This is a genomic window from Caballeronia sp. GAWG1-1, assembly GCF_023631465.1.
GTDB lineage: Bacteria > Pseudomonadota > Gammaproteobacteria > Burkholderiales > Burkholderiaceae > Caballeronia.
Window position 1 is genome coordinate 180,942 of record NZ_JALQDB010000006.1, and the last position, 13,571, is coordinate 194,512.

Annotated in this window: 11 protein-coding genes; 4 read left to right on the forward strand and 7 right to left on the reverse strand. The window is 64.2% G+C overall.

The genetic code is table 11. The annotated features are described in order from the left end of the window. Positions 1–18: 18 nt before the first annotated feature. The gene (locus NCT03_RS03475) at positions 19–831 is read right to left on the reverse strand and encodes a helix-turn-helix transcriptional regulator (RefSeq protein WP_250491951.1); all 813 of its coding nucleotides are present in this window, start codon (positions 829–831) and stop codon (positions 19–21) included. A gap of 134 nt (positions 832–965) precedes the next feature. On the opposite strand from NCT03_RS03475, the gene NCT03_RS03480 reads away from it, so the two are divergent. Then, positions 966–1,730: a class I SAM-dependent methyltransferase gene (locus NCT03_RS03480; RefSeq protein ID WP_250491952.1), complete on the forward strand. Its 765-nt coding sequence runs from the start codon at positions 966–968 to the stop codon at positions 1,728–1,730. A gap of 104 nt (positions 1,731–1,834) precedes the next feature. Here the strand turns inward: NCT03_RS03480 and ppc are convergent, their stop codons facing one another. Beyond that, complete coding sequence (ppc, locus tag NCT03_RS03485; protein ID WP_250491953.1) at positions 1,835–4,915, reverse strand: phosphoenolpyruvate carboxylase; 3,081 nt, start codon at positions 4,913–4,915, stop codon at positions 1,835–1,837. Positions 4,916–5,187: 272 nt separating this feature from the next. Here ppc and hemC point away from each other — a divergent pair, with 272 nt between their 5' ends. From hemC to NCT03_RS03500, 3 genes are read left to right on the forward strand one after another with little or no spacing between them, the layout of a single operon-like run. Then, complete coding sequence (hemC, locus tag NCT03_RS03490) at positions 5,188–6,234, forward strand: hydroxymethylbilane synthase (protein ID WP_250491954.1); 1,047 nt, start codon at positions 5,188–5,190, stop codon at positions 6,232–6,234. Further along, positions 6,234–8,303: a fused uroporphyrinogen-III synthase HemD/membrane protein HemX gene (gene hemDX, locus NCT03_RS03495; RefSeq protein WP_250491955.1), complete on the forward strand. Its 2,070-nt coding sequence runs from the start codon at positions 6,234–6,236 to the stop codon at positions 8,301–8,303. Before hemC ends, hemDX begins: the two co-directional genes overlap by 1 nt. Then, complete coding sequence (locus NCT03_RS03500; protein ID WP_244827980.1) at positions 8,303–9,496, forward strand: heme biosynthesis protein HemY; 1,194 nt, start codon at positions 8,303–8,305, stop codon at positions 9,494–9,496. Before hemDX ends, NCT03_RS03500 begins: the two co-directional genes overlap by 1 nt. Before the next feature lie 91 nt (positions 9,497–9,587). Here NCT03_RS03500 and NCT03_RS03505 read toward each other — a convergent pair whose 3' ends face one another. The 5 genes from NCT03_RS03505 to trxB form a co-directional block, all read right to left on the reverse strand. Beyond that, positions 9,588–9,911, reverse strand: coding sequence for a rhodanese-like domain-containing protein (locus NCT03_RS03505; protein WP_244827321.1), 324 nt, complete (start codon positions 9,909–9,911; stop codon positions 9,588–9,590). A gap of 57 nt (positions 9,912–9,968) precedes the next feature. Next, on the reverse strand, positions 9,969–10,622 hold the full coding sequence (locus NCT03_RS03510; protein WP_244827322.1) for a protein-L-isoaspartate O-methyltransferase family protein: 654 nt from the start codon (positions 10,620–10,622) through the stop codon (positions 9,969–9,971). A gap of 171 nt (positions 10,623–10,793) precedes the next feature. Then, entirely contained in the window at positions 10,794–11,414 is a 621-nt protein-coding gene (locus NCT03_RS03515; RefSeq protein ID WP_244827323.1) for a trimeric intracellular cation channel family protein, read from the reverse strand. A 3-nt stretch (positions 11,415–11,417) separates the two neighbouring features. After that, positions 11,418–12,209, reverse strand: coding sequence for a Smr/MutS family protein (locus NCT03_RS03520; RefSeq protein ID WP_250491956.1), 792 nt, complete (start codon positions 12,207–12,209; stop codon positions 11,418–11,420). Between the two features lie 226 nt (positions 12,210–12,435). After that, positions 12,436–13,431 carry a thioredoxin-disulfide reductase gene (gene trxB, locus NCT03_RS03525; RefSeq protein ID WP_250491957.1) on the reverse strand — a complete coding sequence of 332 codons (996 nt, stop codon included), beginning with the start codon at positions 13,429–13,431 and terminating at the stop codon, positions 12,436–12,438. Positions 13,432–13,571 lie beyond the last annotated feature (140 nt).

The following is a 13,571-nucleotide window of genomic DNA, read 5'->3' on the forward strand; positions in this document are numbered from 1 at the left end:
CATTCGGCGCCTGCTGCCTCAGTCGTTGCCGACGAGGATCACGAGCTTCAGATCTTCGCGATGCGCGGGCTTGAAGGTGATCTGGTTGAACACGAGTCGTCCGCGCGACGGATGATCGAACGCGCGTTCGCCGCCTTCGCGCTCGAACACGTCCTGCGACGCCCAGTAGCGCGCGAAGGCATCGCTGGCGGCGCCGAGCATGTCGATCAGCGTGCGCGTGGGCGCGTCGTTGAGGTGACGGATGGAATCGGCGCGAAACTCGGCGGCAAGACGGCGCGCGCGCGTGTCCCAATCGACGATCAACGCGCGCGCCACCGGCGAGGTGAACGTGTAGGCGAGCAGGTTGCGGTCGTGTTCGCCATCGAGCCAGCCGACGAACAGTTCCGACGCGTGCGCGTTCCAGCGCAGCGCATTCCACTGGCGGTCGAGCACGTAGGCCGGCGCGCCGATCAGCCCGACGCTCTGCAAGAGCGCGGCGGGCACGTCCTGCGCGGTGGGATCGGGCTCGGCGGGATCGCGTTCCTCGGCCAGTTCGAAGAGATACGCGCGTTCGGCCCGCGACAACTGCAATGCGACGGCGATACGCGCGAGCGCATCCGCCGAGGCGGAAACCGGCCGGCCCTGCTCGATCCACGTGTACCAGGTCGGGCTGACGCCGCACAACGCGGCGACTTCCTCGCGGCGCAGCCCCGGCGTGCGGCGGCGCGGCCCCGGCGGCAAACCGACGGACTGCGGCGAAAGCCGTTCACGATGCGCCCGGATGAATTCGCCGAGCGCGCGTGCGGGGATATCGACAGCTTCCCTGGATTCGGTCTTCGGGGTCGTTTTCATGAGGCGTGGCGGGTAATGTCGATACCAGAATAAACAGTCAACTTGTACTGGTACAAGGCGGGCTCTATTGTAGCGGCAGGCCGGGCGGCTCAGGAACCGCCGGCGTCCCCAAAGAACATTCCGGAGCCATACCGATGAAACACCACGACCAGGTAGCCGATGCGTTCGGCAGCACCGCCGCCGCCTATCTCACAAGCCAGGTTCACGCGAGCGGCGCCGATCTGCAAAATCTCGCCGCGACTTTTGCCGCGACGTGCGGCAACGCGACCTTGCTGGACATGGGATGCGGCGCGGGTCACGCGAGTTTCGCGGTGGCGCCGCACGTGCGCGAGGTCGTGGCGTACGACATCGCCCGGCAAATGCTGGCCACGGTCGATGCCGCCGCGAAGGAACGCGGCCTTGCCACGATCCGCACGCAACAGGGCGCCGCCGAGTCGCTGCCATTCGCCGACGCCTCGTTCGACTGGGTGGTGAGCCGCATGAGCGCGCATCACTGGCGCGACGTGCCGCGCGCGCTGGCCGAAGTGCGGCGCGTGCTCAAGCCGGGCGGCCGGCTGAAATTCATCGATATCGCGGGCGCCGACGATCCGCTGTACGACACGCACATTCAGGCAATCGAACTGTTGCGCGATGCATCGCATATCCGCGACTATCGCGCCGACGAGTGGATCGCCATGCTCGATACCGCCGGCTTCGACGCGAACGTGACCGAGCGCTGGCGTATCGGCCTGGAATTCGATTCGTGGGTGACACGCATGAGAACGCCGCCCGAACGCGTGACGGCGATCAAATCGATGTGGGCCGCCGCGCCCGACGAAGTGCGCGAATACTTCAAGGCCGGCGACGACTTCTCGTTCGAGCTGGATGCGTTGATGATCGAAGGCAAGCGGCGCGACTGAGCGCCGCTCGAATGCCGCAAGGGCTACTTAAACAAACGTGCCACGAACACTTGGCGTGATTCGTGGCACGTGAAAGATGCAATGCCCGCTGCCGGGCGCATCGATCAACCCGTATTACGCAGGCCCGCCGCAATCCCGTTGATCGTCAAATGAATCCCGCGCCGCAGCCGCACGTTCTGATCGCCTGCGCGATGCCGCTTGAGCAGTTCCACCTGCAAGTGATTGAGCGGATCGAGGTACGGAAAACGGTTCTTGATCGAGCGCGCGAGCAGCGGATTGTCAGCGAGGCGCTCGCCCTTGCCGGTGATTTCCGCGAGCACGTTGCCGGTCCGCTCGTGCTCCGCGACGATGCGATCGAACACGCGCTTCCTGAGCTTCTTGTCCGCGACGAGCTGCGCATAACGCGACGCCACCGCGAGATCGGTCTTCGCAAGCACCATGTCCATGTTCGAAAGCAGATTCGTGAAGAACGGCCACGTCTTGTGCATCTTGCGCAAGGTGCCGAGGCGCTTCGCGCGTTCCGCGTCCGAGTCGGCCGAATCGAGATAAGCCGTCACCGCGCTGCCGAAGCCGAACCAGCCCGTCAGCAGCAGGCGGCATTGGCCCCACGAAAAGCCCCACGGAATGGCGCGCAAATCTTCGATCTTGCGTTGCTTCGGGTCCTGCAGCTTGCGCGATGCCGGCCGGCTGCCAATGTTCAGTTCGGCGATCTCGGCGATCGGCGTCGAGGCGAAGAAGTAATCGGTGAAGCCGGGAGTTTCGTACACGAGCGCGCGGTACGCGGCCATCGCGGAATCGGAGAGCGTTTGCATCGTCGCTTCGAATAGCGGCAATTGCGCGGGCGCGTTCTCGTGCGGCAGAAGCGATGCCTCTAGCGTTGCCGCCACCACCGTTTCCAGATTGCGCCGCCCGATTTCCGGATTGCCGAACTTGCTCGAAATGACTTCGCCTTGCTCGGTGAGACGGATTTGCCCGTCGACCGTGCCGGGCGGCTGCGACAGAATCGCCTGATAGGTCGGGCCGCCGCCGCGTCCCACCGTGCCTCCCCGGCCGTGGAACAGACGCAAGGTCGTGCCGCGTTGCTTGAACAGCGCGACGAGCGCCAGTTCCGCGCGATACAGCTCCCAGTTGGACGTCAAGAAGCCGCCGTCCTTGTTGCTGTCCGAATAGCCGAGCATGACCTCCTGCTCGTTGCCCTGATTTTCGATGAGCGCGTCGATGCCCGGCAGCTTGAAGAATTCGCCCATGATGACCGGCGCATTGCGCAAGTCGGCGATGGTCTCGAAGAGCGGAATCACCATCACGCCATCGCGCGCGGGATTGTCCTTGCTGCCGAGGCAACCGTGCAGCACGCCGGTTTCCTTCTGCAGCAACATGACTTCGAGCAAGTCGCTCACGGTCTCCGTGTGCGAGATGATGTAGTTGCGCACCGCGCGCTTGCCGAACTTCTCGCGCGTCACGCGTGCGCCTTCGAGCACGCCGAGTTCGCTCTTCGCGAGATCGGAGTAATCGGCATAAGGAAGACGCAGCGGACGCGGCTGCGCAAGTTCCCTGAGCAACACGGCGCGCTTGTCTTCCTCGGAAAGCGCCGCATAGTCGGCTTCGACGCCCGCGCGCGAAAGCAACTCCGCGATCACCGCTTCGTGGATATCCGAGCTCTGCCGCAAGTCGATGCTCGCCAGATGAAAGCCGAACACTTCCGAAGCGCGCGTAAGCGGCGCGAGCCGCAGCAGCGCAAGCGAGCCGCCATGATGTTGCGCGAGCGAGTCGATCAGCACATGAAGATCGCGCGTGAACTCGGAGCTATCGCCATAAGGCGTCGCGCGAATTGGCGCCGCGCCGCGTCCCGCGCTGCGCACCGCGACCACGCCTTCGCCCAGCCGCACGCGCGCGCTCGCCGCGATCCGCGTATAGATGCCGATCAGCGCGCGCCTATATGGTTCGTCCGTGCGATGCGGCGACTGGTCCGGCGAGGCATCCGCGAGCGCCTGCAAGGCTTCGCTCGATCCGGCGAGCAGATTCGACACGGACAACTCCGCGCCGAGCTTGTGCACCTGTTCCAGATAGTGTTCGAAGATGACCGTCGCTTGCCGCGTGATGGCGTTTTCCAGCGTGGCGGCGGTGACGTTCGGATTGCCGTCGCGGTCGCCGCCAATCCAGCTTCCCATCTGGAAGAACGGCGGCAGCCGCGCGGGCAGGCCGTGTTCAGCGAGCGCTTCCTCGATATCGGCGTAAAGCGCGGGAATTTCCTCCAGAAAAGTCGCGCGATAGTACGAAAGCGCGTTCTCGATTTCATCGGCGACCGAAAGGCGCGACTCGCGCAACATGCGCGTTTGCCAGAGCGAGGTCACGCGCGCCCGCAGGACGGCTTCGTTGTGCGCACGTTCGCGCGCTGTCAGTTCCTGATCGCGTTCGGCAAGCAGGCGCGCGATGTCGTGTTGCGCATCGAGAATGCTCTTTCGCGACACTTCCGTCGGATGCGCGGTGAGCACGGGCACGATGAGCGCGGCATCGAAGAACTTTTCCAGCACCTTGCGCGTCTTGCTGACGTTGGACTGCTCGCGCATGCGCTCGATGGCGTAGGCGATGGTGCCCGGCTGCGAAGTCGAACCGGCGAGCGCGTGAATCCGCCGCCGCCGATTGTGATGCCGGTCTTCCGCGATATTCGCCAGATGCGAGAAATAGCTGAAGGCGCGCACCACGCTGACCGTCTGTTCCGGCGATAAAGCACGCAGACGCTTTTCCAGCGCTTGCGACGCTTCGTTGTCGTCCTCGCGGCGAAATTTGACGGCGGTCTGACGAATGGCTTCGACGAGTTCGAAGACGGCGTCGCCTTCCTGTTCGCGCAACACGTCGCCGAGCAGGCGGCCAAGATAGCGGATGTCTTCGAAGAGCGGACGGTCCTTGTCGTCGCGCGTGCGGCTGGTCGGCTTCGGCCGTTCGGCGCCATTGATGGCCGTTTTGACGCTCGCCTTCTTGGGAACCGGCGCGGCCTTTGGAGCCACGCTCGCCTTCGATGCCTTCACGGCGGTGGCCGTTTTCGTCGTGCGAATGATTGGCGTCGCTGACGTTGGCATCGCTGACGATGAGGTGCCGGTTGCATGGGCCGCGCTCGATGCGTCGGCGGAAGAGTCAGGCGATAGAGCGTTGCGGCGCGCGGGGCGGGCCGATCCGGAAGTCGTCACGTCGGGTTCTCCTCAGAAGCTGCGCAGTCAGGGTAACGCGACGAAATCACCGACGAAACGAGTTCTGCACAGCCGCGCGAGGTGCGGCGCGAAGCTGCCGCAACCGCGCCGCAGCCGCTTTGCCTTCCGCTACCGGAACGCGTGCTGAACGCTTCGAAAGGCGCGCGGACTAAGGCTCTGGCGCGCCGCGTGTCTTCAGGTCGACCCTGGCCTGCGTGCTACCATTGTTAGCTAATGTCTATTTATCCATCCCGTCATTCGATCGAGCTTCAATGAATTCCGAGACGCATTCAACGACACCGCCCGCGAGCCTCACAATCGTTTCGCGGGAAAGCCGGCTGGCGATGTGGCAAGCCGAGCACGTGCAGTGTGCGCTGCACAAATTATATCCATCTTGCGACGTCAAAATTCTCGGAATGACGACGCGCGGCGATCAGATTCTCGATCGCACGTTATCGAAGGTCGGCGGCAAGGGTCTGTTCGTCAAGGAACTGGAAGCCGCGCTCGCCGACGGCCGCGCCGATCTCGCGGTTCATTCGCTCAAAGACGTGCCGATGCAACTCCCCGAAGGCTTCGCACTCAGCGCGATTCTCGAACGTGAAGATCCACGCGATGCGTTCGTCTCTTCGCACTTCGATTCGCTCGCTGCGTTGCCGGCGGGCAGCGTGGTCGGAACCTCGAGCCTGCGCCGCGAAGCCATGATCCGCGCGCGCTATCCGCATCTCGAAGTGCGGCCGCTGCGCGGCAATCTCGACACGCGTCTAGGCAAGCTGGATCGCGGCGAATACGTGGCCATCATTCTCGCGGCGGCCGGTCTGATACGGCTTGGTCTCGAAGGACGCATCCGCGCGTATCTGGATGAAACCGACAGTCTGCCGGCGGCGGGGCAGGGTGCGCTCGGCATCGAGATTCGTGCGGATCGCGCCGATCTCGTCGCGTGGCTCGCGCCCTTGCATCACGAAGCGACCGCGCTTGCCGTCGAAGCGGAGCGCGCCGTGTCGCGTGCGCTTGGTGGCAGCTGTGAAGTGCCGTTGGCCGCTTACGCGCATTGGGAGAACGATTCGCTGTACTTGCGCGGCGCGGTCTCGACGCCGGATGGCACGCGCGTCTTGAACGCGGAAGAACGCATCGCCACGCCCGATCTTGCCGCCGCGCTCGAACTCGGTTTGCGCGTATCGGCGGATCTCGAAGCGCAGGGCGCCATGGAGATCGTCAACGCGCTGACCACCATCAGCCACCCGGACGGGCCGAACCGAAGCCCCGGCAACGACGCGGCCAATCCCGACCTGATCCCGCCTTCGACGGCGGGCAAGCACTGATGGCGAGCGAGCGTCGCGCCACCATCGTCGTCACGCGGCCTGCGGGACAATCGGCTGCGCTCATCGCGCTTCTCGCCGATGCCGGTTTCGAGACGCTCGAGTTTCCGCTCATCGACATCGCGCCCGTCGCCGACGACGCTCCTTTGCGCGCGGCCCTCGACGAACTCTACGGGCCGCAACGTTACGCGCTCGTGGTTTTCGTCTCGCCGAATGCGATCGATCATGCGTTCAGCCGTCTTTTCGCGCCGTGGCCTGTGGACGTGCCGGTGGCCGTCGTGGGTCCGGGCAGCGTCGCTGCGCTGGCGCGGCAAGGCGTGAGCGCGCCGGCGTATCGCGTGATCAGTCCGTCGGCGGAAGAAGCCGATCCGCGTTTCGATTCCGAAGCGCTCTACACGGCAATCGAAGCCACGCTCGGCGAGAACGGTCTGGAAGGCAAGCGCGTGCTGATCGTGCGTGGCGATGGCGGGCGCGAGTGGCTCGCCGAGCGCCTCACCGAAGCGGGCGCGCAAGTGGAAAAGGCGGCGGCGTATCGCCGCGTGCTGCCCGAACCGTCTATGCACAAGTGGGAGCGCATCCACACGCTGCTCGCGGGCAATCCGCACGCGTGGCTGCTGACGAGTTCCGAAGGCGTGCGCAATCTCGACGAACTCGCGCGCGAACATCTCACCGCCGACGAGATCACGCGGCTGCGGCACGCGCAGGTGATCTGCCCGCATCCGCGTATCGAGCAGGCCGCGCGGCAAGCGGGTTTTGATAGGATGACGGTGTCCGGCGCCGGCGACGAGCGCATCGTGCAGGCAGTCGATGCGCTTTACCCGCGCAAATCGGCTGGGATTCAGGCTGAACCTCACACCAATCAAGCACGTGAAACGCACGCGAAGCCCGCACCGGCGGATGCATCGCCGGACACGCAACCGGCCGCCGCGCCGGCCCACCAAACGGCTCAATCACGCATGACTGATTCGAACGATTCCAACAAAGCTTCACCTCAGCCCAACGTGCCACCGCCTCCGCCCAATACGCCTTTCACGCCCTACGAGCAGCAGAAGCGGCGCGGCGGCGCGGGTACGGTGTTGTTGTGGTTCGTCATCGTTATCCTCGCGATTGCTGCGGGCGCGGGTGGCTATGCGCTCAACCGCAAGTTCGAACGCAATAACCAGGCGCTCGCGCAGCGCGTCGAAGAGGCCAACGCGCAAGACGCGCAACTGCGCGCCAAGGCCGACGAAGCCGCGAGTTCGACCGCCGCGCTCAATACGCAAGTCATTCAGTTGCAGGGCAAGCTCAATGACGCCGAGGCGCACAGCCAGGCGTTGCAGCAGCAGTATCAGGACCTCGCGAGCAATCGCGACGACTGGACGGTTGCCGAAGTCGAGCAGATTCTGTCGAGCGCAAGCCAGCAATTGCAATTGACCGGCAACGTGCAACTCGCGCTCTTCGCGCTGCAAAGCGCCGACACGCGGTTGGCCGCCACGAACGGTCCGCAGGTCGTGGCGATCCGCAAGGCCGTCGCGCAGGACATGGACAAGCTCAAGGCCACGCCGACCACCGACCTCACGGGTCTCGCGATCAAGCTCGATACGGCGATCGACCGCATCGACAGTTTGCCGCTGTCCGGCGAAGCGCCGATCGATCCGGCGCGCGCTCGCGCGTCAGAACCGGGTGACAGCGCGTCGATTGCTGCGGCGACCGGCGTGCCGCGCTGGAAGGTGCTGTGGTATCAGATCACGAGCGGCATCGGGCAGCAGTTGTCGAGTCTCGTGTCGGTGCGGCGTATCGACAATGCGGACGCCATGCTCACGTCGCCGGATCAGGGTTACTTCGTGCGCCAGAACGTGAAGCTGCGTCTGTTGTCCGCGCGTCTTTCGCTGCTTTCGCGCAGTGAGCCTACGCTCAAGTCCGACCTGAAAGCCGCCGATGCCGCGCTTGCCCGCTACTTCGATCCCTCGTCGAAAGCGGTTCAGGCCGTGCGCGATCTCGTGAAGCAGGTCGATCAGGCGTCGATGGCCGTCGCCGTGCCGAACCTGGACGCGAGCCTCGCCGCCGTGCACCAGTTCAAGCGAGGCGGATGATGACGATTCGTGGACTCATCTGGATTGCGCTGTTGTTCGTCGTTGCGGCGATCATCGCGACGGTCGGCGGCTTCAATGGCGGGCAGATTCTGCTCGTGCTGCCGCCATATCGCATCGACATGTCGCTCAATCTGTTTGTCGTGGCGCTGGTCGTGTTGTTTCTCGCGCTCTATGCGCTGATCCGCGCGATCCGTGGCGTGTGGAAGATGCCGTCGCGCGTGGCGGCGTATCGCACGCGCAGCAAGCTTGCGAAGGCGAACGCGTCCTTGCGCGATGCGATCGGCCATCTGTACGCGGGCCGCTTCTCGAAGGCCGAGAAAGCCGCGCGCGATGCGTTGAGTGTCGAGGACAACAAGGGCGCGGCGGGCTTGATCGGCGCGAACGCGGCGCATCGGCTGCATGAATACGCGCGTCGCGACGAGTGGCTCGCGCAAGTCGGCGGCGCGGACTGGCAGGACGCGCGCCTGATGGCCACCGCCGACATGCGCGCCGATGGCCGCGACGCGGACGGCGCGCTCGTCGCGCTGACCGAGATTCAGGCGCAGGGCGGGCGGCGCATCCATGCTCAGCAGATCGCGTTGCGCGCCCAGCAGCAGTTGAAGAACTGGGGCGAAGTGCTGAAGCTCGTGCGCATGCTTGAAAAGCGCGAGGCGCTGCATCCCGCGGTCGCCGTGCGGCTGCGGCAAGTCGCGGCGGAAAACCTGCTGCGCGATCGCCGGCATAATCCAGATGCGCTGCTCGAACTGTGGCAATCATTGTCGCCGGTAGAGCGTCAGTCGCCGCGTCTCGCCGATCTCGCCGCCGAACTGCTGATCGCGCTGGATCGTCGGGCGGAAGCGAAGAAGATTATCGAAGACGCGCTTGCCGTGAACTGGGATGCGCGGTTGTTGCGGCGTTATCCGGACTGCATCGTCGGGGGCGACGCCTTGCCGCTCATTCAGCGCGCCGAAGCCTGGCAAAAGGAACGCACCGAAGACGCCGACCTGCTTTTCACGCTCGGTCGTCTGTGCCTGCATCAGCAATTGTGGGGCAAGGCGCAGGCGTTTCTCGAATCGGCGCTGAAGCTGGCGGAAGACGAGCCGTTGCGTATTCGGACGCATCGCGCGCTGGCGCGTCTGCACGAGCAACTCGGCGATACCGAAAAGGCCGCGGAGCATTATCGCGCAAGCGCGCTGGCAATGAACGTGGTCTGACGCTTTCGTTTCGACACAAAAAAGCCGCATGCGCTTTAAACGCATGCGGCTTTTTCGTTGGCTGGCCTGAACGCTCGGATTCAGGCTCGGTTCAATACGTTGGCACCGAAGGATCGACCTGACGCGACCACGCGTCGATGCCGCCGTACAGATTGAACACGTTCGTGAAGCCACGCGACTCCAGAAACATGCCGACCTGCGCGCTGCGCGCACCGTGGTGGCAGATGCAGACGATCTGCGCGTCGTCGTCGAGTTCTTCGCTACGCGCGGGGATGTCGCGCATGGGAATCGACACGATCTTGTCGAGCTTCGCGGTCTGCACTTCCCACGGCTCGCGCACGTCGAGCAAAACGGGAGCGGGGCGCGAGGTGTCGGCAAGCCACGCGGCGAGTTCGGGTGCGGTCAGATTTTGCATGGAATCGAGTAAGGACGATGGCGAAAGCCGGGCGGCGCCCGGCCCGAACGCACCGAATCAGAACCTGAATAGCGAAGGATGCACCGCGTTTTGCAGCGGCGCGACGAGCGTTTCGAAGACATCGGACACGCGGAATTGCTTTTCGTCGACCCGCGTGATGATCTGCGCCTTCATGACCGGCGCCGTGCCGACGAAAGCGGCGATACGCCCGCCCACTTTCAACTGTTCGAGCAATTCCTGCGGCATGACCGGCATGCCGCCCGAGACACAGATCACGTCATAAGGCGCGCCGTCGGCCAAGCCCCGCGCGCCGTCGCCGTGAACCACATGCGCGTTCGACACACCGTTCGCCGCGAGATTCTGCTTCGCGAACTCGGCGAGTTCCGGCGAGATTTCAACCGTGGTCACGCTGCGGCCGCGATGCGCGAGGAGCGCCGCCATATAGCCCGAGCCCGCGCCGATTTCCAGCACCGTCTCACCCTTGTGAATGGCCAGTTCTTGCAGAACCCGCGCCTCGACCTTTGGCGACAGCATGCGCTCGCCGCCGGGAAGCGGAATTTCGAGGTCCGCGAAAGCGATATTGCGGTACGCGGCGGGAACGAAGTTCTCGCGCTTGATGAGCGACAGCAGATTCAGAATCTCCTGGTCCAGCACTTCCCAAGGACGAATCTGCTGCTCGATCATGTTGAAACGCGCTTGCTCGATGTTCATGTTCGTTGTGCGTCGTTGTGCGTCGTTCTGCAAGAAGGGTAGCCGCGAAGGCCGCCGGGTCAGACTTTCAGGCAGCTTCAGGCGGGTTTGAAAACTGTGCGATTGTAGCAAATAGACGGGTTTTCCCGCCCGTTCGTGCGCAGCCAGTGCGGCTCGGCCCATGCAGTTCGACTAATGCGGCAGTCGGATATCGAATTTGAAGGTGACGAGCCGCGCGACCAGAATGAAAGCCGTAGACAGCAGCACGTTGTAGATCGTGTCCACCTGAAGCTGTTCGAGCCCGATATACATCCAGCAGCCCGCGAACGCGCAGACTGCATACGGCCGCGAATCGCGCAGGATCAGCGGAATCTCGTTGCACAGGACGTCGCGCATGATGCCGCCGAACACGCCGGTGGTAACGCCCATCATCGTCGCGGTGAAAACGGGCATTTGCGCATCGAGCGCGATGGAAGTGCCCGAGACGCTGAAGAGTCCGAGGCCGATCGCATCGGTGATGAGGAGCGCGCGCTGATCGAACAGACGCGTCGTCACGCGTAGAAAGAAGGGCGCGAAAATCGCCATCGCGAAGATGACGAACACGTATTCCTGATGCTCGACCCAATAAAACGGCCGGCGTGACAGCAGCACGTCGCGCACGGTGCCGCCGCCGAAAGCCGTGGCGAGGGCGACGAGGAAGGCGCCGACGGCGTCGAGCCGGCGCTTGCGCGCCTCGATGAGACCGGAGAACGCATACGCGAAAATCGCGAACGCCTCCATGATGGAAATGGCGAGAGTCAGCCTGGGATGCACGTTCTAACCCGCTTTGCGGTTCTTGTCTTGTGGATGTTGATGATGTCGCGGCGCGCTCGCCGGTTGCAGCAGCACGAGCACGGCGCCCGCGCCGCCATCGTGCGGACGCGCCTGACAGAACGCAATCACTTCGACCTTCTGCACGAGCCACGCGCGCACCTTGCCCTTGAGCACCGGCTCGCGGCCGACGGACCCGAGCCCCTTGCCGTGAATCACGCGCAGACAGCGCAGCCCGCGCTTCACGGCTTCGCGGATGAACTCCGCAAGCGCCTCGCGCGCTTCCTCGCGGCGCATGCCGTGCAGATCGAGTTGCGCCTGAACGATCCACGCGCCGCGCCGCAACTTCCTCACGACTTCCTGACTGATGCCCGGACGACAGTAGGAAAGCGTCTCGTCGATATCGAGCAGGCTTTCCGGGTCGTATTCGTCGGAGAGCGCTTCCTGCAGGACCGCTTCCTCGTCGCGCCAGCTTTGCAGCGGAAGCGGTGGCGGCGGCACGCGGGCGATAGCGATGCGCGGCGGCGTCTTCAATGGCTCGATTTCGCCGATGGCGCGACGAAACTCATCGGCCTCGGCCAACGTTTCGCGTTCCGCACGCACGGCCGCGACGCGTTCGGCGTCGCGCTTCTCCGCCTGCGCCTTCAACGCGCTTTTCAGCGATCCGAGTCCGGCGAGCCCTTCGCGTTTCACCGCTTCGGCGACATCGGCGGGTTTCGCTTCGACAGGCGCGCTGACTTGCGGCGTGGCGGCGCGCCGGAGTTTCGGTTCGTTCGGATGAGGTTGGTTTTTCGGCATCGTTCGGCCAACGGATAAGCGCGGGACGTCAAACGCAGCGCGCCGATTGTGCCACGCGCGGCGCCATGCACATGCACGCAACGGCGCTCGCGAAAATAAAAACGGGCCGGCGGCGCGAACCGTGGCCCGTTCTTCAGTCTGGTTCAACCCTCGATGCGGCTGAACTCAGTGAGCAGTACGCTGCGCGCCGGCAACCATTCTAACGGTCCGACGCGCGCGCGGTCGCTCAACGATCCTTTTCGTGGCTCATCGAGTGCGGCGTGGACGTTTCGTCGATGGTTTCCAGATAACGTTGCGCATCCAGCGCCGCCATACAACCGGTTCCGGCGCTCGTGATTGCCTGACGATACACGTGATCCTGCACGTCGCCCGCCGCGAACACGCCGGGGATGCTGGTGGACGTTGCGTCGCCCGTCGTGCCGCCCTTCGTGATGATGTAGCCGTTCTTCATTTCGAGCTGGTTGGTGAAGAGATCGGTGTTCGGCTTGTGACCGATTGCCACGAACACGCCTTGCAGCTTGACGTCGGTGGTGTCGCCGGTTTCGGTGCTCTTCACGCGCAGGCCGGTCACGCCGGTCGCGTCGCCGAGCACTTCGTCGAGCACGTGGTTCCACTTGATATCGACGACGCCTTCCTTTTCCTTCGCCAGCAAGCGGTCGATGAGAATGGGCTCGGCGCGGAACTTGTCGCGACGATGGATCACCGTGACCTTCTTCGCGATGCCCGCAAGGTAAATGGCTTCCTCGACCGCCGTATTGCCGCCGCCGATCACCGCCACTTCGCCGTTGCGATAGAAGAAGCCGTCGCAGGTGGCGCACGCCGACACGCCCTTGCCCATGAACGCTTCTTCGGAAGGATCGCCGAGATATTGCGCCGATGCGCCCGTCGCGATGATGAGCGAGTCGCACGTGTACTCGCCCGAGTCGCCGATCAACCGCAGCGGACGCTCGTTGAGCTTCGCCGTATGGATGTGATCGAAGACGATCTCGGTATTGAAGTTGCGCGCGTGTTCTTCGAGGCGCTGCATGAGTTCCGGACCCTGCACGCCCGTGGGATCGCCCGGCCAGTTTTCGACGTCGGTGGTGGTCATCAACTGACCGCCCTGAGCTAAGCCGGTGATGAGCAGCGGCGACAGATTCGCGCGCGCGGCGTAGACGGCGGCCGAATAGCCGGCGGGGCCGGAACCGAGAATCAGCACTTTGGCGTGTTTGGTCGATGACATGGCGTTTGGTCCGTTATTGATGGCCGTCGGGTTGTGGCGCGGCAACTTCGACGCCCGGCGCGAAAAGCGGCTCATGACCGCGACGCGCCATTGCAGCCCCGACGAACTCTAGTTGGGTGCAAGGGATCAATTATAAAGGC